Annotated in this window: 20 protein-coding genes and 2 pseudogenes; 11 read left to right on the forward strand and 11 right to left on the reverse strand. The window is 59.6% G+C overall.

What is annotated here, in order from left to right:
- Nucleotides 1-182: 182 nt before the first annotated feature.
- The 3 genes from ACIOZM_RS25330 to ACIOZM_RS25340 are packed head-to-tail and all read left to right on the forward strand — an operon-like array spanning nt 183 to nt 3,748.
- A complete protein-coding gene (locus tag ACIOZM_RS25330) occupies nt 183-842 on the forward strand; it encodes a paraquat-inducible protein A (protein ID WP_401218782.1) in 660 nt (219 codons plus the stop codon).
- Nucleotides 829-1,452 (forward strand): paraquat-inducible protein A, encoded by a 624-nt coding sequence (locus ACIOZM_RS25335; RefSeq protein ID WP_401218785.1) that lies wholly within the window; start codon nt 829-831, stop codon nt 1,450-1,452. The genes ACIOZM_RS25330 and ACIOZM_RS25335 overlap by 14 nt, the downstream gene beginning before the upstream one ends.
- Nucleotides 1,445-3,748, forward strand: coding sequence for an intermembrane transport protein PqiB (locus ACIOZM_RS25340; protein WP_401218787.1), 2,304 nt, complete (start codon nt 1,445-1,447; stop codon nt 3,746-3,748). Before ACIOZM_RS25335 ends, ACIOZM_RS25340 begins: the two co-directional genes overlap by 8 nt.
- A gap of 226 nt (nt 3,749-3,974) precedes the next feature.
- Here ACIOZM_RS25340 and mksF read toward each other — a convergent pair whose 3' ends face one another.
- Genes mksF through mksB form a run of 3 tightly spaced genes read right to left on the reverse strand, consistent with a single transcriptional unit; the run spans nt 3,975 to nt 8,786 of the window.
- Nucleotides 3,975-6,815, reverse strand: a complete 2,841-nt coding sequence (gene mksF / locus ACIOZM_RS25345; protein WP_401218790.1) for an Mks condensin complex protein MksF — start codon at nt 6,813-6,815, stop codon at nt 3,975-3,977.
- Nucleotides 6,812-7,513 (reverse strand): Mks condensin complex protein MksE, encoded by a 702-nt coding sequence (gene mksE, locus ACIOZM_RS25350; protein WP_401218793.1) that lies wholly within the window; start codon nt 7,511-7,513, stop codon nt 6,812-6,814. Before mksE ends, mksF begins: the two co-directional genes overlap by 4 nt.
- Complete coding sequence (mksB, locus tag ACIOZM_RS25355; RefSeq protein WP_401218796.1) at nt 7,503-8,786, reverse strand: Mks condensin complex protein MksB; 1,284 nt, start codon at nt 8,784-8,786, stop codon at nt 7,503-7,505. The genes mksE and mksB overlap by 11 nt, the downstream gene beginning before the upstream one ends.
- Before the next feature lie 244 nt (nt 8,787-9,030).
- Between mksB and ACIOZM_RS25360 the strand changes: the two genes are divergently transcribed.
- Together ACIOZM_RS25360 and rimI are read left to right on the forward strand one after the other, a co-directional pair.
- On the forward strand, nt 9,031-9,777 hold the full coding sequence (locus tag ACIOZM_RS25360) for an energy transducer TonB (protein WP_401218864.1): 747 nt from the start codon (nt 9,031-9,033) through the stop codon (nt 9,775-9,777).
- On the forward strand, nt 9,770-10,222 hold the full coding sequence (rimI, locus tag ACIOZM_RS25365) for a ribosomal protein S18-alanine N-acetyltransferase (RefSeq protein WP_401218797.1): 453 nt from the start codon (nt 9,770-9,772) through the stop codon (nt 10,220-10,222). Before ACIOZM_RS25360 ends, rimI begins: the two co-directional genes overlap by 8 nt.
- A 101-nt stretch (nt 10,223-10,323) precedes the next feature.
- Here the strand turns inward: rimI and ACIOZM_RS25370 are convergent, their stop codons facing one another.
- Nucleotides 10,324-10,728 (reverse strand): serine kinase/phosphatase, encoded by a 405-nt coding sequence (locus tag ACIOZM_RS25370; protein WP_401218800.1) that lies wholly within the window; start codon nt 10,726-10,728, stop codon nt 10,324-10,326.
- Between the two features lie 142 nt (nt 10,729-10,870).
- On the opposite strand from ACIOZM_RS25370, the gene can reads away from it, so the two are divergent.
- Nucleotides 10,871-11,515: a carbonate dehydratase gene (can, locus tag ACIOZM_RS25375; RefSeq protein ID WP_401218803.1), complete on the forward strand. Its 645-nt coding sequence runs from the start codon at nt 10,871-10,873 to the stop codon at nt 11,513-11,515.
- Between the two features lie 18 nt (nt 11,516-11,533).
- On the opposite strand, the gene ACIOZM_RS25380 is transcribed toward can, so the two are convergent.
- From ACIOZM_RS25380 to ACIOZM_RS25395, 4 genes are all read right to left on the reverse strand, one after another.
- A complete protein-coding gene (locus ACIOZM_RS25380; protein ID WP_401218805.1) occupies nt 11,534-12,052 on the reverse strand; it encodes a lysine methyltransferase in 519 nt (172 codons plus the stop codon).
- Nucleotides 12,053-12,234: 182 nt separating this feature from the next.
- The gene (locus tag ACIOZM_RS25385; protein ID WP_401218808.1) at nt 12,235-13,422 is read right to left on the reverse strand and encodes a hypothetical protein; all 1,188 of its coding nucleotides are present in this window, start codon (nt 13,420-13,422) and stop codon (nt 12,235-12,237) included.
- Between the two features lie 121 nt (nt 13,423-13,543).
- The gene (locus tag ACIOZM_RS25390) at nt 13,544-15,241 is read right to left on the reverse strand and encodes an acid phosphatase (RefSeq protein ID WP_401218811.1); all 1,698 of its coding nucleotides are present in this window, start codon (nt 15,239-15,241) and stop codon (nt 13,544-13,546) included.
- Between the two features lie 154 nt (nt 15,242-15,395).
- Nucleotides 15,396-16,814 (reverse strand): short-chain fatty acid transporter, encoded by a 1,419-nt coding sequence (locus ACIOZM_RS25395; protein WP_401218813.1) that lies wholly within the window; start codon nt 16,812-16,814, stop codon nt 15,396-15,398.
- A 345-nt stretch (nt 16,815-17,159) separates the two neighbouring features.
- Here ACIOZM_RS25395 and ACIOZM_RS25400 point away from each other — a divergent pair, with 345 nt between their 5' ends.
- On the forward strand, nt 17,160-18,473 hold the full coding sequence (locus ACIOZM_RS25400) for an MFS transporter (RefSeq protein ID WP_401218816.1): 1,314 nt from the start codon (nt 17,160-17,162) through the stop codon (nt 18,471-18,473).
- Between the two features lie 39 nt (nt 18,474-18,512).
- Here ACIOZM_RS25400 and ACIOZM_RS25405 read toward each other — a convergent pair whose 3' ends face one another.
- A complete protein-coding gene (locus ACIOZM_RS25405) occupies nt 18,513-19,883 on the reverse strand; it encodes a gluconate:H+ symporter (protein ID WP_401218818.1) in 1,371 nt (456 codons plus the stop codon).
- Between the two features lie 329 nt (nt 19,884-20,212).
- Here ACIOZM_RS25405 and ACIOZM_RS25410 point away from each other — a divergent pair.
- From ACIOZM_RS25410 to ACIOZM_RS25425, 4 genes and pseudogenes are all read left to right on the forward strand, one after another.
- Nucleotides 20,213-20,899, forward strand: a pseudogene (locus ACIOZM_RS25410) (PAS domain-containing protein); the annotation flags it as partial.
- 102 nt (nt 20,900-21,001) lie between these two features.
- Nucleotides 21,002-21,439, forward strand: a pseudogene (locus ACIOZM_RS25415) (methyl-accepting chemotaxis protein); the annotation flags it as partial.
- A 153-nt stretch (nt 21,440-21,592) separates the two neighbouring features.
- Nucleotides 21,593-22,192, forward strand: coding sequence for a flavin reductase family protein (locus ACIOZM_RS25420; protein ID WP_401218820.1), 600 nt, complete (start codon nt 21,593-21,595; stop codon nt 22,190-22,192).
- Nucleotides 22,193-22,266: 74 nt separating this feature from the next.
- Nucleotides 22,267-22,899, forward strand: a complete 633-nt coding sequence (locus ACIOZM_RS25425; RefSeq protein WP_401218822.1) for a LysE family translocator — start codon at nt 22,267-22,269, stop codon at nt 22,897-22,899.
- Between the two features lie 66 nt (nt 22,900-22,965).
- Here ACIOZM_RS25425 and ACIOZM_RS25430 read toward each other — a convergent pair whose 3' ends face one another.
- Nucleotides 22,966-23,337 carry a type II toxin-antitoxin system HigA family antitoxin gene (locus ACIOZM_RS25430; RefSeq protein WP_401218824.1) on the reverse strand — a complete coding sequence of 124 codons (372 nt, stop codon included), beginning with the start codon at nt 23,335-23,337 and terminating at the stop codon, nt 22,966-22,968.
- Nucleotides 23,338-23,514: 177 nt separating this feature from the next.
- Nucleotides 23,515-25,347 (reverse strand): gamma-glutamyltransferase, encoded by a 1,833-nt coding sequence (gene ggt / locus ACIOZM_RS25435; RefSeq protein WP_401218826.1) that lies wholly within the window; start codon nt 25,345-25,347, stop codon nt 23,515-23,517.
- Nucleotides 25,348-25,533 lie beyond the last annotated feature (186 nt).

The raw sequence follows: 25,533 nt of genomic DNA on the forward strand, positions 1-25,533 counted from the left end.
GGTTTCCCCATGTGAGAGTAGGTCATCGTCAAGATTAAATTCCGAAACCCCAATTGCGAAAGCAGTTGGGGTTTTGTTTTGCCTGCGAGAAAGTTTTTACTCGTTAAACCGAACAAATTTGCACAGTTATTTTCGAATCAGAACACTAGAATAGCCCCATCTTTTTCGGAGCCAGAGCCTTTATGTCAGATACGGTTGACGCCCCTGGGCTGTCAGATTTACCGCTGGAAGACTTGGTGGCCTGCCACGAGTGCGACCTGCTGATGCGCAAGCCCGAGCTTGCCCACGGCGAGAAAGCCCTGTGCCCGCGTTGCGGTTACGAGCTGTACGCCCATCGACACAACGTCGTGCAGCGCAGTCTCGCCCTGGTCATCGCGGCGCTGTTGCTCTACGTGCCGGCGAACTTTTTACCCATCATGCAGCTCAATGTACTCGGGCAATCGTCGCAGGACACGGTCTGGACCGGCGTTGTCGGGCTATTCAATACCGACATGCAGGGTGTTTCGATCGTTGTATTCCTCTGCAGTATGGCGATTCCCCTGCTCAAACTGCTGTGCCAATTATTCGTGTTGCTGACGATCCGTTTTGACATCGGCCGCAGTTACGGCTTGCTGCTCTATCGCATTTACCATCACCTCAAGGACTGGGGAATGCTCGAGGTCTACCTCATGGGCGTGCTGGTGGCGATCGTCAAACTGGCAGATATGGCAGCTATCACCGTCGGCCTCGGCCTGGTGTGTTTCATCGGCTTGTTGTTGATTCAGGTCTGGCTGGAAGTGGTGATGTCACCGCATCAGATCTGGCAGGCGTTATCTGGAGAGGATGCTCATGCGGGCGATTGATGCGGGCATTCTGATTTGCACCGAATGCCACGAATTGAACAAGCAGGACGCGGACAGCGATGAGCAGACTTGTACTCGATGCGGCGCACTGGTGCATGCCCGGCGCCCGAACAGTCTGGTCCGAACCTGGGCCCTGTTGATCACGGCAGCGATTATCTACATCCCGGCCAATGTGTTGCCGATCATGACCGTCAGCTCGTTGGGGCAGGGTGATCCCAGTACCATCATGTCCGGCGTGATCCAGTTGGTGCAGCACGGCATGATTCCAATCGCAGCCGTGGTGTTCATCGCCAGTATTCTGGTGCCGACCTTCAAGTTGGTCGGCATCGCCTTGCTGCTGTTTTCGGTGCAAAGGCGTCAGCCATTGTCGGCCCGGCAGCGAATCTGGATGTACCGCTTCATCGAGTTCATCGGCCGCTGGTCGATGCTCGATATTTTTGTGATCGCCATTCTGGTGGCGGTCGTCAACTTCGGTCGCTTAGCCAGTGTCGAAGCCAATCTAGGCGCCGTCGCCTTCGCCAGTGTGGTGATTCTGACGATGCTCGCCGCAGTAACTTTTGATCCCCGACTGATTTGGGATAACACGGAGTCGGACGACGACCATGACTGATTTGCCTGTAGCGAAAACCCGACCGGCCTCGAACTGGTCTGCCATCTGGGTACTGCCGCTGATCGCTCTGATCATTGGCGGCTGGCTCGGCTGGCGTGCCTATAACGAAACCGGCATCGAGATTCAGGTGCGCTTTGAAAGCGGTGAAGGCATTCAGGCCAACAAGACCGAGGTCATGTACAAAGGCATGTCGGTTGGTAAGGTGAAAGCGCTGAAACTCGACGACGAAGGCAACTCCAAAGGAGTGATCGCCACGGTCGAGATGAACAAGGACGTCGAGCAATACCTCAAGACCAGCACCCGCTTCTGGCTGGTCAAACCGAGCGTGACGCTGGCCGGTATCACCGGTCTTGAGACTCTTGTTTCTGGTAACTACGTAGCGATCAGTCCCGGCGAAGGCGAGCCGACGCGCAAGTTCAAGGCGCTCGCCGAAGAGCCGCCGCTGTCGGACTCCAAACCCGGTCTGCACCTGACGATCAAGGCTGATCGCCTCGGTTCGCTCAACCGTGGCAGTCCGGTTTTCTACAAGCAGATCAAAGTCGGCCAGGTTAAAAGTTATCTGCTTTCGGAAGACCAGAGCACCGTAGAGCTCAAGGTTTTCATCGAACCGACCTACGCCAAACTGGTGCGCAAACACACACGTTTCTGGAACGCCAGCGGCATCAGCATCGACGCCAATCTGTCCGGTGTGAAAGTACGCAGCGAGTCCCTCGCCAGCATTGTTGCCGGTGGTATCGCTTTCGCAACGCCGGAGAATCGCAAGGACAGCCCGCCTACCGACCCAAGCCTGCCATTCCGTCTGTATGAGGATTTTGATGCCGCTGCCGCCGGGATTCGGGTAAAGGTCAAACTCAGCGACTTCGAAGGCCTGCAGGCCGGCCGTACGCCGGTGATGTACAAAGGCATTCAGGTCGGCAACATGAAAGCGCTGAAAATAGACCCGGATCTGTCCAGTGCTACCGCAGAATTGACCCTTGATCCGTTGGCCGAAGATTACCTCGTGGACGGCACGCAGTTCTGGGTGGTCAAACCGTCGATTTCCCTGGCCGGTATCACCGGGCTCGAAGCCTTGGTGAAAGGTAACTACATCGCCGTACGTCCCGGTGATAAAGGCGCGGCTCCGAAACGCGAGTTCGAGGCGCGGCCAAAAGCTCCGCCGCTGGATCTGCGTTCGCCGGGTCTGCATTTGGTGCTGTTCACCGACAGCCTCGGTTCGATCGATGTCGGCAGCCCGATTCTGTACAAGCAGGTCAAGGTCGGTTCGGTGCAGAGCTACCAGTTCTCCAAGACCAAAAAACAATTGGTCATCGGTGTGCACATCGAGAAGGAATACGAAAACCTGGTCAATGCTTCAACCCGCTTCTGGAACGTCAGTGGCATCACGCTGACCGGTGGTTTGACCGGCGGCATTCAGGTGAAGAGCGAATCGTTGCAGACCCTGATGGCGGGCGGCATTGCTTTCGAAACGCCGCAAGCCAAAGCACCGTTGCAGAAACGTATTCCACGCTTCCGCCTGTTCGCCAACCATGACGACGCCAATCAAAAGGGCGCGGTGGTGACGATCAAGGTTGATCGTGCCGACGGTTTGCGCAGCGGTACGCCGGTACGCTTCAAGGGCCTGGATGTCGGCAAGATCGAAAGCGTTGATCTGACTGACGACCTGCAATCGGTGCTGCTCACCGCGCGTATCACTGAAGTGCCGGATAAAATCGCCCGGGTTGGCAGTCAGTTCTGGGTGGTCAAACCGGAATTGGGCCTGATCAAGACGTCGAATCTGGAGACGCTGGTAACCGGGCAGTACCTCGAAGTACAACCGGCAGCGAAGAACCTTGGCCCACAGAAGAACTTTGTGGCCTTGGCCAATCCGCCGGAAGTCAGCAAGCAGGAAGCCGGTTTGAGTCTGGTGCTGAGCGCTGCTCGTCGTGGCTCGCTGAAGCCGGGTACGCCAGTCACTTACCGTGAAATCACCGTGGGTAAGGTTACCGGTTATGAACTGGGCCAGACTGCGGATCGAGTATTGGTGCGTATTCTGATTGAGCCGAAATACGCGCCGCTGGTACGCGGTGGTACCCGGTTCTGGAATACCAGCGGTGTCGGTTTCGATATCGGTTTGTTCAAAGGCGTGACGGTGCGTACCGAGTCGCTGGAAACGGTGATTCAGGGCGGTATCGCTTTCGCTACGCCGGATGGCGAGCGCATGGGCAACCCGGCGCGACCAGAGCAGACGTTTGCGCTATTCGACAAATTCGAAGATGAATGGCTGACCTGGGCGCCGAAGATTTCACTCGGTAAGTAATCCGACGGTGTTTGTACCGGCGCCATCGCTAGCAGGCTAGCTCCCACAAGGGGGCATGCGTTCCAAACTGGGGAGATAATTACCCTCACCAAGGGAGCGCATTCCAAATGTGGGAGTGAGCCTGCTCGCGATAGGGCAATCCAATTCAGCACAAAATCCCAAGCCATAAAAAAGGCCGCGATCCAGACAGATCGCGGCCTTTTTATTGCCCGTCAGTTACAGCCAGTCAAACCGCATCCAGCTCCGGCTCATCGGCTGCAACATTGACCGTAGCCTTCACCTCATCATGACGACGGATGTATTTCCAGTCCGCCTCGTCGATGTAGATGCCGGCCGGGCCGCTGCCGCCTTCCAGGTCGATGGCGACACTGGCGCAAACCTGCGGCTTCACACTCGCCAGAATCGGCACGAAGCCCAGTTGCAGACTGGTTTCCAGCAGGGCTGCCTGGTTTTTCTCGTCGATGTCCGCTGCCTCGTCGAGGTAGTACGGCAAGCGCACACGGCCAGCGAGGTCGCGATCCATCAAGTGCAGCAACAAGTACATGTTGGTCAGCGCTTTGATGGTCATCGTGGTGCCGTTGGACGCGGCGCCGTCGATGTCGGTGTGAATCACCGGCTGACCGTTGACCTTGGTGATCTCGAACGCCAGTTCGAACAAGTCCTTGAGACCGAGCTGGTTGTGGTTTGCCGCCACCAGCCGTGCCAGATATTCCTTGGCCTCTTCGTTTTTGTTGTCCTGCTCGGCGCTTTGGCTCAGATCGAATACCGACAGGGTTTCGCCTTCTTCGTACTGACCGGCGCTGTGGATAATCTGATCGATGTGCTTGAGCGCTTCCTTGTTCGGCGCGAGGACGATACGGAAGCTTTGCAGGTTGGACACCTGACGCTTGTTGATCTCGCGGTTGAACAGCGCCAACTGGTGCTCAAGGCTGTCGTAGTCGCTGCGGATATTGCGCAGGGTACGGGCGATGTCGGTCACTGCTGCGCGACGCGCCTTGCCCAAGGTCAGGGCTTCGTCGGTGCGGTGCGCGTAAGCGTTGATCAGCAGTGACAGACGGCGCTCCATGTCGTCTTCGCTGTCGAACTTGGCTACGCCTTTGAGACGCACTTGCGCATACAGCGCTTCGATCTGGCCATCGGCACGCAACAGGCCTTGCCAGCTGTCCTGATAGTCGTTGAGCAACGGCAGCAGGTTGTCCATCGAATCGTCGACCGGGTCCATGAACGGCGTGCCGAACGGCAGATCTGCCGGCAGCAACTGACGGCGGCGCAAGGCGTCGTCGAGGGTGCGTTGTTTGGCTTCCATGTCGGCGATCTGCCGGCCGACCAGCTGCAGCTTGGCCGACAGTTGCTGGACGCGTTCGGTGAAGGCGTCGCTGGAACGTTTGAGTTCGTCCTGCGCGCCTTCCATCTGCGCCAGTTGCTCGAGTTTGTCGCCTTCTTCGGCGCTCAGCGTCTGGGTGCGACGGAAGTCTTCCAGGGCTTTCTGCGCGTCCAATACCTGCTGATAGAGCGCTTCGGTCTGGGTCTTGCTCGCGGCACGGTCGGCGGCGACAGCCTGCTGGGTCTTGAGCTGTTTCAGCTCTTTGTCCAGACGCTCTTTCTGATCGCGCAACGCGGCGCGGTCGGCCAGCGCTTGCAGCGCCGGCGGCTCGATGTGCGAGATGTCGATGGACAGGCCCGGCACTTCGAAACGTTCGCCCTTGAAGCCGTCGAGGATCAGCTCGACGGATTTGACCCATTCGCCACCCTCGTCGAGGGTGATGCCGTGCTCGCCCAGCGGCAGGCTGAACAGGGCGCTGTTGAACAGACGCATCAGGCGCTCGACGTCCGGTTGCGAGAACTCTTCGCGCAGACGGGCGTAGCTGTTGTTGTCGGCGTGATCGAGTTGCAGCTTGACCGACTTCAGGCGTTTCTCCAGATCGCGCAGACGTTCTTCGAGATCTTCGGCGCTGAACTGACGGGATTGCGCCAAGGCACCGGCCAGTTCGTCGTGCGCGTCCTTGGCGGCCAGCAATTGCTGCTCCAGCACTTTGACGTCATCGACCAGCGCGAAGCGATTCTTCAGTACCGACAGCTCACCGAGCCAGCGCTGAATGCCGGAGATTTCCCGCTCCAGACGCATCAGTTCCTGGGTGCCACCGCGCTGATCATTTTGCAGGCTGTCCTGCTCGCCACGGTAGTGGTCGGCCTGAACTGTCAGCTCTTCCTTGCGCGCACCGGCATAGTCCGACCAGGTACCGAGCAACGAATCGAGCAGTGGCGACAGACGATGCAATTTGCCGCGCAGCGAGTCGCGCTGTCGCACACCGTTGGCCAAGGCTTCAACCAATGGCCCGGCGGCGACGAGGGAGTTGTAGTCCTGTTCCATACGGCGTACGTCGCGGAACGCTTCTTCGCATGCCGCGATGTAATCGACGCTGCCGGAACGCAGGCTGTGTTCGAAGGCATCGAGGAACAATTGCTTGAGCTTGGCCGCAGTGATTTCGCGCATGTGCAGCAAGTTGATGAACAGTGCGCGGAAAGTCTTCAGGCTCTGCTCGCTGGTGGAGCGCAGCGGGATCAGCGTCAGTTCCAGCGGGATCGACGTGTGACCGCCAACCAGCAAACGGCGCAGTTCGTCCGGCTTCAGTTCGTAGGCTTTCAGACCTTCGCGCTCAAGGTTGCTGAACAGTTCTTTCTGACGCAGACAGGTGTCGTTCTTCTGGTAATGCGCCAGATCGAGTTTGCCGGCGTAGGCAAAGAACTGGTGACCGAAACCGCCGCCCGGGCCGCGACCGACCACGCCGATCACATGCGGACCGTGGGGCAGGTTCACTTCGACGAGGATGTAACTGGTGTCGGAGGCAAAGTAGAAACGCCGCGATTGTTCGAGGCTGTACTTGCCGAAACTCATGTCCGACATGCGCGCCAGAATCGGGAACTGCAAGGCGTTGATCGAAGCGGATTTACCGAGGTTGTTCGCGCCGTAAACCGAAAGCGGTTCTTCCAGCGGGAACAGGCCGAGGCTGTAACCGGCAGTGTTCAAAAGGGCAAAGCGGCGGATGCCGTAGCGTTCCTGGCTCATGCGTCGGACTCCTGTTCTTCGGCAATGGCGCGGGCCAGTGCGTCTTCTTCGCTTTCTTCATCGAATTCGGTGAGATCGAGCGGATCGTCGGTTTCGAGGAATTTGGCTTCGGCGGCTTCGTCGATCAGCACTGGAGCGGGCAGCGGCAGAACGCTGTGTACGCTGGCCGCCAGATCGCGGTCTTGTTGCACCGAGAGGCAGACGTCGAGGAAACGGTGCATCGGCGGCAGGAAGCGATACACGCCGTTTTCTTCGCCAGCGAAACCGAGCTGAGTCATGCGGCGCATGATTTTTTCTTCCAGCTCTTCAACGGTCTGCACTTCGGCCTGAATAAACAGATCGCGGTATTTTTCCAGCAGCGACGGAAGTTCTTCACGACCGAGGCTACCGCCGTCGAGCACGGCGATCGGATCGCGACCCTGATCGGCCAGATGCTCGACGAGGATGAAGGTGAACAGCGCCAGACGCTGCGCCGTCTTGTTCACCGCCGCAGCGGCCAGATCCGGTACGAAGTAGTAGAAACCACGGGTGTCGCAGACCAGTTCAAAGCCCAGTGCCTTGAACAGCGTGCGGTACTGATCCTGGAAGTTCGACAGTTGCGCGTACAGTTCCGGGTCGCGGCGGCTGACGTGGTAACCCTTGAACAACTCGCGGAAGATCGGCGCGAGTTGGGACAGTTCGGAGAGATCAAGATGCATTGGGAATGCTCGCAGAATTCTCGCTGGTGGTGTCGTCACCAGCCGAGAGCAGGGCGAAGGAGCGCAGGCTGACCTGGTGCTCGTGAGTGTGGTATTCGCGGCGTTCCAGACGCTCGCGCTTGAAGCGTTTTTCCCGCGACAGGCGCGAGAACCAATAGAGCAATTCGTCGGTGGCGCCGTCCGGTTCCTGCTCCAGCAGCCAGGTCATCAAGTCCGGCATCGGCAGGGCGTCTTCGCAGCGTTCGAGCATTTCGCGCACGGTGCGTGGCGCACGCGGGGCCTCGCCAGCCTTTTGCGTCTTGTGCGCCTTGGGGAAACGCGCCGGTTTCGGCTCGAAACGGGCGAGGGCGTAAACGTAGGCCTCGACCTGACTGGCGCTGCCAAGGAAGGTGCTTTGCGGTCGGGTGAACAACGGCATCGCCGCTTGTGGCACCGCATCGATACCTTTACGGCGAATCGCCGACAGCGCCAGCGCGGCGCCACGGGTCACGGCGTTGTGCCGACGCGCTTCTTCACGCAGCGGCAGCAGCAATTCGCGGGCATGACGCAGGGTCAGTTGCGCGCTGGTCTGCATTTCGAGAATGCGCGCGTGGGTGCGCAGCAACATATCGTCATCGACCAGATGGCCGAGGCGTTGCTGTTCGCTGAGCATCTTCAGCAGCACGGTTTCGACCTTGCGCACGCCTTGTTCGAAGGCGCCGTCGGCGTTCACCAGATCAATCATCGGCTCGACGTATTCGTCCCAGGTCGCTAACACTTCGGCGTAACGCTGACGCAGCGGAATCTGCCGGTCGCTGGTTTTCGCCCGTTCAGCGACAGCCACCAATGCCTGTTCGTCGTTATCGAGTTTTTTCAGCACGTCGCGCACGCGCATGTCGAGCAAGCGCAACTGGCGGGCGAGGTCGTGACCGTCGCGGATGTCGAACGCGTCCTGAATGTAACCGGCCAGACGCTCGAGATGACGCAGATAAGCTTCGATCTCCAGGCACAGGCCCAGACGGTGCTCGCGACGCAGGTAGGCGAGGAAGTCGTGGATCTGTGCATTCAGCTCGAAACGGTTCGGGCTTTTCGCCACGGGAACCAGAATATCGAGGCGAATCCACACATCGAGCAGGCTGGTGATGTCCTGCGGCGTGCTGTCGAGTTGTTGGGCGGCCAGTTGCGTGCGCAGTTCGTTGAGGCTCAGGGTGCCTTGGTCGAAGTGCTCGCACAGTGGCTCCAGAAGTGCCCAGTGTTCAGCGAGGGCGCGCAAGACGCGCTTGGGTTCGATCATCGGAATGGCCGGCTGGTTGGCGATTAAAAGCCGCGATTGTACTGCATCGAAGCCGATGCGATTCACTCTCGGGACGGGCTGTCGCATTCTTTCGATAAAGCGCGAAGGTCAAGGGCGTCGATCAAGGCTATCGATCAACAGCAAGCGATCTTGAGCGAAGGGCGGTAGAATCAGCGCACTTTAGTTATCCACAAGTGGCCGACCTTTGCTTATCGAGTCCCGCCGCCGCGCCTATTTGAACGCCATGCAGGTGGTCAACTGGCTGCCGCGCACCGAATTGCCCTTCGCCGCCCCGTCGCGGCCCGAGCTGCTGGAAATGCTCGAGCCCGAGGAACCGGCGCCGGTCGTGCTCGCGCCACGGGCCGAAGCCCCGGTGCAGGCTGCCCCGCGCCCGGTCGAGCGGCCGAAGATCGAAGTACCACGGCCATCGCTGGCAAGCTCCCGTACTGGCGCCAAACCGGTGGAGGAGGTCGACGACACACCAGTCGTCGCCAAACCTGCGCCCGTGCCGCCGCCGCGTTTCGCATTGCAATTGCTGCGTGCCGGTCGCTGCCTGCTGCTGGTGGAGTTACCCACAGGTGAATCCTTCCAGACTCGCGATCCGGCTTATCTGCTGCTCAAGGACATGCTGCGCGCCGCTGGTCTGCCGGATGCGCCGCAGATTGTTGGCGAGCCAGTACGCTGGCCGTGGCTGAACCGCGGCACCATGGATCAGGGCCCGGAAGCGGCCCGCGACTTTGTGCAGGGTTTCCTCTCGGTACAAATGGAAACCGCGCCGTGCGCCTGCCTGTGGCTGATCGGCCTGCCGGCCGTGCGTTTTGCCGGTGAGGCGGACGCCGAGGCATTCAATCGTGAGTTGCAGATCGAAGGTCTGGGCTCGGCCTGGGCCATCCCCGGTCTGGAATTGTTAATGGAAGAGCCACAGCGCAAAGCCGCTGTGTGGCAAGCCATGCGTCGGCTGATGGCGCGCTGGAAAGAATCGAATGAGTGACGCTGTATCGTTCCGCCCGATGACCGAGGCGGATCTTGACGCTGTGCTGAAGATTGAATTCGCCGCGTATAGCCACCCCTGGACTCGCGGGATTTTTCTCGACGGGCTGGGTAAATACCAAATCTGGCTGATGTTCGACGGTGAGCAGCAGGTTGGTCACGGGGTGGTGCAGATCATTCTCGATGAGGCGCATCTGCTGAACATCACGGTCAAACCGGAAAATCAGGGGCGTGGGCTGGGGCTGACCTTGCTGGAGCACCTGATGTCGCGGGCTTATGCGGCGCAAGCGCGGGAGTGTTTCCTGGAAGTGCGCGACAGCAATCGCTCGGCATTCCGCTTGTATGAGCGTTATGGTTTCAACGAGATTGGCCGGCGCCGCGATTACTACCCGGCGGTGGGTGGTCGTGAAGATGCGGTGGTCATGGCCTGCACCCTGGTTGACTGATCACATTTCAAAAGCATCGCCAGCAGGCTGGCTCCCACATTGGAATGCGTTCCCTGTGGGGGCCAGCCTGCTGGCGATAGCGATCTGATAGGCAATAAAGATCAGCGTTTACCGTCCAGCGGATCACGCTGCGCCATCTCCGCTTCATCCAGGCCATTGCCCCCGCCGATGTCGTCCTCATCGACAATGCTCAAATCCCAATCATCCGGTTTGCCTTCGCCTGCTTCATCGGCATCCCGCGCACCGTCTTCATGAATCAGGGTTTCCGGGCTCATGTCGTCGTCGGTCGGCTCATGATCAGCGACTGAAGCGCCAGTCATGCCCGCTTCACGTACCCGCTCACGGGGCATCAAATGCTCGCGTTCACGCTGCGACAATTCATCGCCGATTTTCGCGTCAGGCGTTTCGTCGTCGAAATCCAGCTCATGCACCGAACCCATGCGGTCTTCGTTATCATCGATGGGCTCCGGTTGCACCGCATCGTATGGACGTCGTGAATCAGTCATGGCAATTCCTCATACTGTGGGCCTTACTGAAGTGGACTCACTGGGTGCACGAGAAATTCCAACGAAAACATCTGCCGTTTATTCGTGACCCCGACGGGCGGTCGTCTGTCATACCTGCGCATCTTTCTTGAGGCCTTACATCATGCACGACTTACAAGACCTGATTGATAACAACGAGCGCTGGGCTGACGCGATCACCAAGGAAGATCCGGACTTCTTCGCCAAACTGGCGCGCCAGCAGACGCCTGAATACTTATGGATCGGTTGCTCCGACGCACGAGTACCGGCCAACGAGATCGTCGGCATGCTGCCGGGCGATCTGTTCGTTCACCGCAACGTTGCCAACGTGGTGTTGCACACCGACCTTAATTGCCTGTCGGTGATTCAGTACGCGGTCGACGTGCTCAAGGTCAAACACATCCTGGTGACCGGTCACTACGGTTGTGGCGGTGTACGCGCGTCGATGCAGGACCGCCAGCTCGGTCTGATCGATGGCTGGCTGCGTTCGATCCGCGATCTGTATTACGACAAGCGTGATGAACTGGCCAAGCTGCCGACCGAAGAAGAGCGCGTCGATCGCCTGTGTGAGCTGAACGTGATCCAGCAAGTGGCCAACGTCGGCCATACCAGCATCGTGCAGAACGCCTGGCATCGCGGGCAGAGCCTGTCGATCCACGGTTGCATCTATGGCATCAAGGACGGTCGCTGGAAAAGTCTGAACGCGACCATCAGCGGATTCGAGCAACTGCCGCCGCAGTACCGTTTGCGTCCGGTCGGTGCGGTGTAACGCTGCTTCCAGGGTAGTTCAGCGCCCGCAGCGCCAGCGGTGCAGAAAGCGCTGGCCTTCGGTGTTGGGTGGTTCATCGTAACCGGTGATCCACCCACGGCAACGCGAAGACCCGCAGCCACAGGCAAACTGTTGTTGCAGTTTGTCTTCGGTGGCGGCCAGATCCATGTTCAGTCGTTCGCCTTTCTGAATATCCCTCAGTGCCCATAACCACAGCTCACTCATGTCGAGAAACACATTGGGGTCGCACGAGTGTTCGAGCAGTCCGCAAAAACGCGGATCGTAGATATGAATCCCGGCCAGCAGTTGCCGGGTCTGGCGACAGCGATACGGCAGCAATTGCCCCGAGATGCGGCATATGCGGGTGATACGCAAAAAATCCCGACGGGCTACAACACCCGCAGTGACGCCATGGCCTTCCTGAACAATTTCGAAATCGGTGCTTGAGGGGAAACCCAGACGCACAGGCAGTCCGGTGAAGGGATAGATCCCGGCCGGATCGGGGGCAAGGCGTGGTTGACGGGCGTGAGAGTTCATAACGATCCCTGTCGGTCGGGCGTTGCGACTTCCGAAGGCTGACTTCCTGTCAGTCCTGCAACACGGTTACTTGGATCCAATCGTCCTCTGCTTGAAGCACGCGGTCTACTGTCAGATCTGACAGGCGTAATCTGCTGTTTCCCGCGTCAGCAATGACTGACACGGGAAGGATCAGTATCAGATCAGAGATGCGGCGCAGGTACATCAGCGTCGGGCAATGGCGCTTGCAGTTGTTTCAACTGCGCCTTGATCGGCGTAGTGGCGCACTTGGCGGCGGCTTGCTCCGGGGTCAGGCTGCGAATTGAGGTGTAGAACAGCTCGCAGGTTTTGACCTTCTGCGTCACTTGCCAGGTCTGGGTGCAGCTGTTGAGCAGGGTTTTCGGATCGGTACCCGGTTTGCTGCCCATCCCGGCCTGCCAGCAGGCGGCGCTCAAGTCCTGTCCCATAACCTTCAAACCAGCGGCGTCAGCCTTGGCTTGTGCATCGTCGCCGGTGTAACTCTTCGGATCGGCGGCGTACCAGATGTAGCTCGGGTGGTTCGAGCCCAGCACCGGCACATTCACGCCAGCGCTCGGCGTGATGGTCGCAAGGCCCAGCACGCCCACGGTCGGGCCGTATTGCTGCTTGATCCAGTTACGTACCGGGGCGCCAAACGCCACCATCGGTAATGTTGTGCCGCTGCTGGTCTGACTGAACTGTTTGACCAGCGTGGTCTGGTAGTCCTTGAAGTAGTCGTAGACGCCTTCCAGATCGCTGCCGGCATTGGATGGCGCGGCAATCGGCGCGATATCGATGATGGTCTGGTAAGCCGGCGTTTGATCGGCAGGAATGCCGTTGTCGGTCAGCAGCGTTGCCCAGCGGTCAGTGGTGTTGGAGCGCAGGTAGTCCTGGGCCTGGGTCAGCGAGTAATCCGGCGGGAAGTGCAGCAATTCGACACTTTTACGGTTTTCCAGGGCCATGCCCAGCGGCAGGAACAGGTACCAGCTGTACGCCCATTTGCCATCGGCATTGAGCTTGCTGGCGCCGGTATAGGCCAGGTCGCCGGCATCCAGCAGGGCCTTCAGCGGTTTGTCGTAGTCTTTTGGAACGCCGCTGATTTCGGCGTAAATCTGGCCGTTATCGTTCTTCACCAGCACCTTGGCATTGGTGTAGCCGTCGCGTTGCACGCTTTGGCTCAGGTAATGCGCGACGGTCTGCTCCAGCGTCCAGTTGCGGAAGCAGATCACGCTGCAATTGTTGGGGTAAGCGAAGAGCCGGGTGACGCGTTCGGTGCTGCCCAGTTTCAGATCGACATCGGCGTGGGCGGCGGCGCTCAGAGTGAGCGCGGCGAGGGTAAGTGCTATCGGGGTAAGTCCTGTGAATTTGAACATGCTCAGATCCTTTTCAGCGTGGGGGCCCCGCGTGTCGGGGGCCGCCTCATAGTGGATCAGCCATGCTGCACAGAGAAGTGGTCGGCCCGAGTTTTTTCGGGCTTATCCACAGGACTTTTCCTCAGACCGGAAAGTGCAGGGCGTTGGTCAGATCGCCCATCGGTTTCTGGCCTCGGGCGGTCATCGCGTCATCGCGCATTTTGATCCCGTCGAGGGTTTCCAGGGCAAACGTGCGCGTGATCAGGCGCAGGATCGAGGCGGTGTCATACACCGTGTGATCCACCGTGCCGTTGCGCGAGAACGGCGAAATCACCAGCGCCGGAATACGCGTGCCCGGGCCCCAGCGATCACCTTTGGGCGGCGCCACGTGGTCCCACCAACCGCCGTTTTCATCGACAGTGATCACCACCACCATGTTTTTCCACTGCGGACTTTGCTGCAGCACTTTCAGTGCGCGGACGATATGTCGGTCGCCCGAAGCGATATCGGCGTAACCGGCGTGCATGTTCAGGTTGCCCTGAGGTTTGTAGAACGCCACCGCTGGCAGCTTGCCGGCTTCGGCATCGGCGAGGAATTTGTTGGTACTCGATTCATCGCCCAGGCCACCGTCGCGCAGACGCCTGGCGCGCTCGGCCGGGTTTTCCGGGCCCTGGTTCTTGAAGTAGTTGAACGGCTGATGGTGGTACTGGAAATTGGGGATTTTCGGGATGTTGCCCGAATCCTTGTACTCGTCGATCGTCGCTTGCCATGCGCCGCCGTACCAGGCCCAGTCGACGTTCTTCTTCGACAGTTTGTCGCCGATATGCTCGTGCGTCTGTGGTACCAGCACGCTCGGCAATGGCTTGGCGTATTCCGGGCGCTCGGGATCGCGAACCCAGGTCGGCCAGTACGGCGGCGCCATGGTGTTGACCGCGTAACCATCAGGCGTCAGCAGGCTCGGGCCGAATTGCGGCGGACCGGTCATGGCACTGGCTGGCGAGGTGTCGAGCGGCTTGAGGCGATTGTCGGTCGGATCATCACTTTGCAGCGTGGCGATCTGCGGCTTGGCGATCGAGTTGGCGACATCCGGGTAGAACGGCACCTGTGCGCTGATCAGATATTGATGGTTCAGGTACGAGCCACCGAAAGCGCCCTGGAAGAAGTTGTCGCAGAGTACGAACTCCTTGGCCACATCCCACAGTCGCAGGGAATAGCGCGTCTGGGCGTAATGGCCCATGGTCAGGCCACCGGAGTCGGCCCAAGCAGCAAAACGGTCATTCTTGCCGCCGTTGATCTGCATCTGATTCTGATAGAACACATGCCACAGATCGCGCGTCACCAGACTCAGCGGCAAGTCTTCGCCTTGCGGGCCTTTGAGGGCGTAAGGCGCGTTGGGCAAGTGTTCCTGATATTGCGTGCCGGCAGGATAGATCACGCCATCGAGGGTTTGCGGCCCGACCTGATTCAGACCGCCCCAGACTGGCGGCAGGCTCGACAGCAGATTGCCGTCACGATCCCGTTGCGCGCCGTCTTCCGGCTTCAGCGCCGACAGCGGGTTTTCGACACCCGGGAAATCCGCAAACAGGTTGTTGAAACTGCGGTTTTCACCGTAGATCACCACGACATTCTTCACGTTATCGCGCAGGGCTTTATCCAGCTCGGCGGGCGTCAGCGGGCGCTCCACCGGTTTGCCGGAACTGTCGCCGGGATTACCGCAAGCGCTCAGCGTTGCACCGACGCCGAGTACCGCAACACCGCCAAGGAAGCGGCGGCGGCTGGTGTCGGTGGGGTTGTCGGATTCGGAGGAGGGGAGGTCGTTTCCGTCTTTGTCGTCGTTCATTCCAATTCCTTTTTCGCGAAACTGTTGCAATATATTTCGGCGGGACGCTAGCAGCGAAATGTGACGGGGAGGTTACACCAGAGCGTATTTGAAGCGAGGTTGTCGCTGCGGCAATGTGACTGCACTCACCCTTTAGCGAGTGCAGTCCATTCGTTTACGGCATCACCGGCGGTGTATACGCCAATGTCGTGCCCAGCGCCCAAAGCAGAAACAACACCAGCGGCGTGTGCACCAGCAACTGCACGAACGAGAAACCGATCAGATCCCGCGCTTTCAAACCAAGCACGCCCAGCAGCGGCAGCATGTAGAACGGGTTGATCAGGTTCGGCAGCGCTTCGGCGGCGTTGTAGATCTGCACCGCCCAGCCGAGGTGGTAGTTGAGGTCGTTGGCGACCTGCATCACATACGGCGCCTCGATGATCCACTTGCCGCCACCGGACGGAATGAAGAAACCGAGAATCGCCGAGTACACGCCCATCAGCAGCGCATAGGTGTCGTGGGAGGCGATGCTGACGAAGAACGTCGAGATGTGATGGGCCAGCGTCTGCGCGTCGGCGCCTTTGACCGTGGTCATCAACGCGGCAATCGAGCCGTAGAGCGGGAACTGGATCAGCACGCCAGTGGTGGTCGGCACCGCCCGGGCCACGGCATCGAGGAAGCTGCGCGGGCGCCAGTGCAGTAACGCACCGAGCATGATGAACAGGAAGTTATAGGTGTTCAGCCCGGAAATCGCGGTGATCGCCGGTTTGGTCGAGAACTCATGGAACAACCACCCTGCCGCCAGCAGCACCAGCACGATGATCAGCAGCGGACTGTGTTCCAGCCATTCGCCGGGACGGGTGCGCGGTTGCAGCGGTGGCAGGTTGAAGGCCGGGTCGATGCCGCAGGCCTTGGCGTCACGCGCCGAGTTCGGTCCGGGAGCGGTGGCGTAAGCGATGATGATCGAAATCACGATCAGTGCCAGCAGCATCACGCCGGACTGCCAGAGGAAAATCGTCTCGGTGAACGGAATCACCCCGGTGATCGACAGAATCGACGGCGGCAGGCTGGCGGGATTCGCTTGCAACTGCGCGGCTGACGACGACAAGCCCAGTGCCCACACTGCGCCGAGGCCAAGATAGGCCGCAGCACCGGCGGCGCGGTAATCCATTTTCAGATCGGTACGGCGGGCGAGGGCGCGCACCAGCAAACCGCCGAACACCAGCGACAGGCCCCAGTTCAACAGCGACGCGACCATCGAGATCAGTGCGACCCAGGCCACGGCCGAGCGGCCGTTTTTTGGAATGCGCGCCAGACGATCGATCAGTTTGACCGCGGGTGGTGAACTGGCCACCACGTAACCACCGATCACCACGAAGGCCATCTGCATGGTGAACGGGATCAGGCTCCAGAACCCGTCCCCGAACGCCATCGCGGCATCGGTCGGTTTGGCACCCATGGCCAGAGTGGCGAGCGTGACAATAATCACTGCCAGCGCGGCGAACACCCAGGAGTCGGGAAACCAGCGTTCGGCAAAACTTGAGCACTTGAGAGCAAAGCGGGCGGAGCGGCTATCTTCGATATCAACGGCCACGGGAGTACCTCTGATTTTTATGTTTATTGTGGTCCTGAGGGCGAACCGCCCATGCCGGCAAGCAGGTTGCTCTTGTAGGAGTGAGCCTGCTCGCGATAGCGTCATTACATTCAAACATTGCGTTTGCTGACACAACGCTATCGCGAGCAGGCTCACTCCTACAGAGGGATATCTGTCTTGTCGGCAGATGACTAACCCTCTGGACAGGCGCCAACAGTAAATCAACCGCTGCTGTTTTGTGAGCAGGTTTTGCGAAACCGGGACTATGGTCTAACGGGTTGTCCCCAGGCAGATTTGCGTAGACCATGTGCGCCTTGGTTTTTGCCTGTGCCAGAGTTCTTTGCCATGACTGCCCAATCGACTGCCAGACCGGCGCCATTCAGCCGTTCCGACTACAAAACCCTAGGCCTCGCGGCCCTCGGCGGGGCGCTGGAGATCTACGATTTCATCATTTTCGTGTTCTTCGCCCTGACCCTCAGCCAACTGTTTTTCCCGCCGGAAATGCCTGAGTGGCTGCGCTTGCTGCAAAGCTTCGGGATCTTTGTCACCGGTTACCTGGCGCGGCCGCTGGGCGGGATTCTGATGGCGCATTTCGCCGACCGCATGGGCCGCAAAAAGGTCTTCAGCCTGAGCATCCTGATGATGGCGCTGCCGTGCCTGCTGATCGGGATCATGCCGACTTATGCACAGATCGGCTATTTCGCGCCGCTGTTGCTGCTGGCGTTGCGCATCCTGCAAGGCGCGGCGGTTGGCGGTGAAGTGCCGAGTGCCTGGGTGTTCGTCGCCGAACACGCGCCGAGCGGTCATCGCGGTTATGCGCTGGGCTTTTTACAGGCAGGGCTGACCTTCGGTTATCTGATCGGCGCATTGACCGCGACCTTCCTCGCCCAAGCATTCACTCCCGCCGAGATTCTCGATTACGCCTGGCGTTATCCGTTCCTGCTCGGCGGTGTGTTTGGTGTGATCGGTGTCTACCTGCGACGCTGGCTGAGCGAAACCCCGGTGTTCATGGCGATGGAAGCACAGCGCGAGGCGCGGGTCGAACTGCCGCTGCGCACGGTATTGCGCGAGCATCGTCTGGCGATGCTGCCGGCCATGTTGCTGACCTGCGTGCTGACCTCGGCAGTGGTGGTGTTTGTGGTCATCACCCCGACCATGATGCAGAAAACCTTCGGCATGACCGCCAGCCATACCTTTGGTCTCAGCGCCTTGGGCATCGTGTTCCTCAACATCGGCTGTGTGCTCGCCGGATTGCTGGTCGACCGGATCGGCGCCTGGCGCACGGTGATGCTCTATAGCCTGCTGCTGCCGCTGGGCATCGGCGTGCTCTACACCTGTCTGATTGCTGGCGGCGACTGGATCGGGCTGGCGTATGCGGTGGCGGGGCTTTCTTGCGGAGTTGTCGGCGCGGTGCCGTCGGTGATGGTCGGGTTGTTCCCGGCGCGCATTCGCGTGTCAGGCATTTCCTTCACCTACAACATTGCCTACGCCGCGTGGGCGAGTATCACACCGCTGCTGTTGATCGGTCTGATGCCGTGGAGTCCGTGGATCTGCGTGATCTTCTGCGCGGTGATGGGTGTGGTAGGGATCTTGAGTGCGGCGTATTTCGGCGCGCGGATGCCCAATGTCGGGCGCCACTGCGTAGCGCCCTGTTCATAACGACTGGTCGATGGCTTCAGCGAAGTTTCGCAGGGGCCATCACGTCAACCAATGCCACCACAACAACGTCCCCACCAGCCCCACCACCGAGACGATGGTTTGCAGGATCGACCAGACCCAGATTGTCTGCTTGAGCTGCAAGCCAAAATACTCGCGCACCATCCAGAATCCGGCATCGTTCACATGGCAGAAAAACACTGAGCCGGCACCAATCGCCAGTGCCACCAACGAACTTTGCGTCGCTGCGAGTCCCGCCATCATCGGCGCCAGAATACCCGCCGTCGTGGTAGTGGCGACCGTCGCCGAGCCCGTGGCCTGACGCAATGCCACCGCAATCAACCATGCCAACAGCAAGTACGGCATGTGCGCGCCTTCAGCGACTTTGCTGATGGTCTGGCTGACACCGGCATCCAGCAGGGTTTGCTTCAAGCCGCCACCGGCACCGATAGTCAGCAGCAACACCGCAATCGGTGCGAGGCTTTTGCGCAGAGTGCCGCCGACCTGTTCGCGGGGCATGCCGTTGGCCCAGCCGAGGCAGATCACCGCCGCCATCACCGCAATCCCCAATGCGACCAATGGCTCGCCGAGAAACTTCAGGGTCAGGGCGACGCTGCTTTCGGGGCTCATCGCGACTTTCGCCAGGGTGCTGCCGAGCATCAGCAATACCGGCAACAGAATAATCAGGATCGATACACCGAAACTCGGCTGGCGCGGCGCTTTTGGCGGGGCGCTGAACAGTGCGCCGAGTTCCGCCGGTTCATCGACATGCATGCGCTTCGACAGCCAGTTGCCGTAGATCGGCCCGGCCAGAATCACCGCTGGAACCGCGATGCTGAAACCCAGCAACATGGTCAGGCCAAGGTCGGCATGCAAAGCGCTGACGGCAATCAGCGGCCCGGGGTGCGGCGGCATCAAGGCGTGCAATGTGGTCATCCCGGCCAGCGCCGGAATCGCGATCTTCAACAGCGGCTGACCGGAGCGCCGGGCCATGACAAAGATGATCGGCACCATCATCACCAGCCCGACTTCAAAGAACAGCGGCAGGCCAATCACCATCGCCACCAGCGCCATGACCCACGGCAGCGACTTGCCTTTGCCTAGCCCGAGCAAGGTCGAGGCAATGCGGTCGGCAGCCCCGGACTCGGCCATCAACGCGCCGAGCATCGAGCCCAGGGCAATGATGATCCCCGCCTCACCGAGAATCGCCCCGGCGCCTTTGCTGAACGCTTTGGCCACATCTTCAGGCGGCAAGCCTGCACCGACACCGGCAATGAAGGTGCCGATCAGGATCGAGAGAAAGGGCGGAAGTTTGGTGGCGCTGATCAACACGATAATCGTGGCAATCGCCAGCAGGCAGCAGAGGATCAAGCGGGTGTCGTGAACCATCCAGGCAGCGGTCGATAAATCCAAAACGGAACTCCTTATCGGGCGAATACCGTGCAACATGTTGTTGCAATTTGGTTTGAGAATACCTGATATGGCCGACCCAGAGCGCTCGGTTTTGTAACCGCTCTGTAGGGCATAGGTAAGACAAATGGCCAATTGAGATTATTTTTGACTGGCCGGTCTCAATCGCTCTTCAGAAAAGTATCCCAAGGCCGATGGTTAGGCTGCATACCGCTTTCTACCCTGCCTATCGGTGCTTTCCCATGTTCAATAAACGCCTGAAGCAAGAGCTGGCTGCTCTTCGTGAAGAACTCTCCAGCCTCGTGCAAGTCAAGGAAAGCCTGGAAAGCGAGATGCTGGTGCTGACGCTTGAGCCCGATGGCCGGATTCAATCGGTCAATCAGAACTTCCTCAACGAGATGTTCTACAAAAGCCAGGACCTGATCGGTAGGGCGATTGAAGACATCGTGCCGACCCACGTGAAGTCCGATGAATTTCATCGCCGCTTCAAGACTGCCATGAGCCGTGGCGAGCACTTCGCCGGCGCAGTGCGCCTGTTGCGCGGTAATGGTGAGGAGGCGTGGCTGCGTTCGATCGTGCAACCGGTGCGTTCTTCGGACGGGCGGGTCAGACACATCTCGATCTACGCCAGCGATCTGACCCGCACCATCGAAGCCTCCCGCGAACACGAAAACCTGATCGGCGCGCTGGTGCGTTCGACGGCAGTGATCGAGTTCGACCTCAACGGCAATGTACTGAACGCCAACGAGCGCTTCCTCGGCGGCATGGGTTACAGCCTGGCGCAGATCAAGGGCAAACATCACCGCATGTTCTGCGTACCGGAGGAATACAACAGCGCCGAGTACCAGAACTTCTGGCGTCGTCTGAACAATGGCGAATTCGTCGCGGACCGTTTCAAGCGTGTCGACAGTCATGGTCGTACAGTGTGGCTGGAGGCGTCCTACAACCCGGTAGTCGATGCCAACGACAAACTGTACAAAGTGGTGAAGTTCGCCACGGTGATCACCGATCAGGTCAACCGCGAGCAAGCCGTCGCCGAAGCCGCCAACATTGCTTACAGCACCTCGCAGCAAACCGACAGCACCGCCCAGCGTGGCACCGCAGTGGTGACCGAGGCAGTGAATGTGATGCGCGATCTTTCGCGCCACATGCAAACCGCCGGTGAAGGTATCGAAGCACTGAATGATCAATCGTTGGTGATCGGCACCATCGTCAAAACCATCAGCGGCATCGCCGAACAGACCAACCTGCTGGCGCTCAACGCCGCCATCGAAGCGGCGCGTGCCGGCGAGCAGGGTCGAGGTTTTGCGGTGGTGGCGGATGAAGTGCGGCAACTGGCATCACGCACCAGTCAGGCGACTGACGAAATTGTCGGCGTGGTCCGACAGAACCAGGAGATGGCGCGCAACGCCGTGGCGCTGATGACCGACGGCAAACTCCAGGCCGAACAAGGGCTGGCGCTGGCGGCGGAGGCGGGCACGGTGATCGTCGAGATTCAGGACGGTGCGCAGAAAGTGGTGAACGCGGTCGGCCAGTTCGCCAATCAACTCTCCAACTGATTTGTACTAAACCTTGTAGGAGTGAGCCTGCTCGCGATAACGGTTTAACATTCAACTTCTATGTTGACTGACATACCGCAATCGCGAGCAGGCTCACTCCTACAGGGTGCTCTGACGCTACAATCTGTTCCTTTTTCCCCGGAGCAGTCCCCCATGAGCGAATCCCACCGCCGTCCGGTTCCCCTGAACAAAGCCTACCGCCTGCTCAATCACGGTCCGACCGTATTGGTCAGCGCCGCCCATAACGGCCAGCGCAACATCATGGCTGCCGCCTGGGCCATGCCGCTGGACTTCGAACCGCCGAAAGTCGCGGTGGTACTCGATAAATCCACCTGGACCCGCCAACTGCTCGAAGCGTCCGGCACCTTTGTGCTCAATGTGCCTTGCGCCAATCAGGCAGACATCGTGCAAACCGTCGGCTCCACTTCGGGTCTGGAAATCAATCAAAACCAAGGCCGGGACAAGTTCCAGACCTATGGTTTGCAGACCTTCGCTGGCGAACAAATCGACGCGCCGTTGCTCGAAGGCTGCGTGGCCTGGCTCGAATGCCGGTTGCTGCCGGAACCGCGCAATCATGACCAGTACGACCTGTTCCTCGCCGAAGTCATCGCCGCCCAGGCCGATGAGCGCGTGTTCAACGATGGCCGTTGGCATTTCGAAGGGCATGATGCTTTGCGCACGCTGCACCACGTTGCGGGCGGACATTTCCTGACGATTGGCGATTCGGTGGACGGCAAAACACTGCCAGTCTGAAATTCATCTATTGGAAAGCGCTGCGCTGATGCTGCACTGTGTGGAGCATCTTCGAACCAATCAGGCACGCGCCCATGGATCTCTCTGCTTCGAGTTATCTCGCTCCGTTGCTGTCGCTGGCGTTGTTGTGGACAGTGGCCGTGATCACCCCCGGCCCGAACTTCTTCAACATCGCGCAACTGGCGGTCAGTCGTTCACGCCGCCACGGCGTGATGGCCGCGCTCGGTGTCGCCAGCGGTACGGTGCTGTGGGGACTGGCTGGCGGGTTGGGCATCCAGTCGCTGTTCAGCGCGGCACCGACGCTGTATCTGGGTTTCAAGATCGCTGGTGGCTGCTACCTGATCTACCTCGGGTTCAAGCAATTCAAACGTAAAGCAGCCATTGCACTGGGTGCGCTGGCTGGCCCGGAGCAAACCTTGCTCGGCGCCTATGGTCGGGGCTTTCTGGGCAACATGACCAACCCCAAGTCCGCACTGTTCGTCGCCACGATTTTCGCCACCGCGATGCCTGCGCACATACCGCCGTTGCTTCTGGCGCTGGCGGTGATGACCATGGCGACGCTGTCGTTCAGCTGGTATTGCAGCGTCGCGCTATTCTTTGCCAGCCGCCGGATTGCAGGCGTTTACGAGCGGTCACGCAAGTGGCTGGATCGCCTGGCGGGTGGTTGTTATTTGCTGTTTGGGGCGCATTTGGTGGCCAGTCGTTGAGCTGTAAAAGTGGAGGTCGCGTTTGCAGCCTCCACTATTCAAATGCATGGCTCTTGATGACGAGGATCAAGCCTGCTTCATGGGTTTGATCAGGCTCTCAGCGGGAATCCCGAACAAGTCATGAAGTTTCCAGATCATCGGCAATGTCAGTGCTCGCTTTCCGTTCAGCACTTCGTAGACACGATTGGTGCGACCTATAGCCGGTGCGAGATCCGCCGCTGACAGGCCTGACTGTTCCATCCGGAATTTGATGGCATCAATCGGACTCGGCAAATCGAGCGGAAAATGTTTAGCCTCGTAGGCTTCGATGAGGGTGATCATGATGTCGAAGTAATCGCCCTCGGGAGTCCCTGGTTCTGGCTCGTTATCGAAAAGTGCAGACACGTTTTTGAGTGCCGCACGGTAGTCTTCTTCGTTATGAATCGGACGTATGTTCATGGGTTACTCCATTTCGACGGTATCAGCGTCGATTGCGGGGTGACAGACGCACACCCACTCTACCCTTGCCGAGTTTTTTCCGGGGTAGGAAAGGTCAGCGCATCGCTGGTGAAAGGTATCGATCAAAAATAAAAAAGGCTTACCTCGCGGTAAGCCTTTTCTTTGTACTTCGTAGTCTCAATCCCCCAACGCTTCCCCTTCACGCCGAGGGTCCGCGCCACCGCTCAATGTGGCTTTCCCTTGCGCATCCTTGACCCGTACGATGGCCTGGGTGCCGCTGGTCATGTCGATTTCGTTCACGGTGTGGCCCTTGTCCTTTAGCGCCTGAATCAGCGTCGGGCTGAATTGGCCTTGTTCCAGTTCGGTCGGGCCGTTGCGGCTGCCGAAGTTGGGCAGGCTGATGGCGCGTTGTGGGTCGAGGTTCCAGTCGAGCAGGCCGATGGTGGTTTTGGCCACGTATTCGATGATCTGCGAACCGCCCGGTGAGCCGACGGCGGCGAGAAATTCGCCGTTGTTGCGATCAAAGATCAGGGTGGGTGCCATTGATGAGCGAGGGCGTTTGCCGGGTTCGACGCGGTTGGCGACTTTCTGCCCGTTCTCTTCGGCGATGAACGAGAAGTCGGTCATCTGGTTGTTCAGCAAAAAGCCCTGAACCATCAGGTGCGAGCCGAACGCCGCTTCGATGGTGGTAGTCATCGACACCGCGCCGCCCAAGTCATCGATCGCTACCACTTGCGAGGTGGAGATGCGCAGCGGCGAACGATCTGGCGCGTAGGCCACTTGAATGCCCGGCGGCGTCCCCGGTTTGGCGCTGCCCATGCTGCGTTCGCCGATCAGGCTGGCGCGGCTGGCGAGATAGCCTGGGTCGACCAGGCCTTTGACCGGCACCGCCACGAAGTCGGTATCGGCCACGTATTGCGCACGGTCGGCGTAGGCCAGGCGTTCGGCTTCGGCGATCAGGTGTACCGCTTGCGGATCAGGTTCGATGCCGGCCGGCTTGTCGGTTTTCACTGGTTTGAGCGGCGTCAGCGACAGACGCGGGTCGCGAGTTTCCAGTGCCTGCAAGGTGCCGAGAATCTGTGCCACGGCGATCCCGCCCGAGGACGGTGGTGGCATGCCACAGACTTGCCAGCGTTTGTAGTCGGTGCACAAAGGTGCGCGTTCTTTCGCCTGGTAGTTCTGCAAATCGCTCAACGACAGGCTGCCGGGATTGGCGTGGCGCTGCACCTTGGCGACGATTTCTTCAGCAATCGGGCCTTTATAGAGTGCGTCCGGGCCTTCTTTGGCGATGCGTTTGAGGACGGCTGCCAGTGCCGGGTTTTGCAGGCGCGTGCCAACGGCCTTGACGCTGCCATCGCTGTTGAGGAAGTATGCGGCCATGTCTGGCGAATTGCGGATCACCGGATCGGATGCCAGCAGCGAATGCAGGCGAGGGGAGATCGCAAAACCTTGCTCGGCGAGTTTGATCGCCGGCTCGAACAGCGTTGCCCATGGCAGACGACCGTGTTGTTTGTGCGCCATTTCCAATGCACGCAACACACCGGGCGTGCCGACCGAGCGGCCGCCAATTTGCGCCTGCGGGAACGGCATCGGTTTGCCGTCGGCTTGCAGGAACAGCTTCTCGGTCGCGCCGGCCGGAGCGGTTTCGCGCCCGTCATAGGTGCGCACCTGTTTGCCATCCCACAGCACAATCATCGCGCCGCCGCCGATCCCGGAGGATTGCGGCTCGACCAGAGTCAGCACGGCTTGCATCGCAATCGCCGCATCAATCGCCGAACCGCCCTGACGCAGAATCTCCCGACCGGCCTCGGTGGCCAGCGGGTTGGCAGCGGCGGCCATGTGCCGATTGGCGTGACTGGCTTGCAGATCAGTGCGATAACCGGAAGCGGCTTCCGGCGCCAATGGCAATGTCGAAGAAGGTGGGGCGTTGCATGCGCTGAGGGTCAGGGCGCTGATGATCAGCGTCAGGGCAGGCAGGCGAAAGCGGCTCAAGGGCAGGGCTGAAAACATGCGGGGCTCTCCGTCCGTGGGGTGAAAGATCTGACGGACTTTATCGACCGCTCGGTCGCGACGCAAACCGGTGGGCATTTTTGTCTTTCTTTTCAGGGCAGATATTCGCTAGGGTCAGCGTCAAATCCAGTGAACTGAAATATGCCCCTGTGGGAGCGAGCCTGCTCGCGATATGGATAGATCAGT

Source organism: Pseudomonas sp. NPDC087346, assembly GCF_044744235.1.
Classification (GTDB): Bacteria; Pseudomonadota; Gammaproteobacteria; order Pseudomonadales; family Pseudomonadaceae; genus Aquipseudomonas.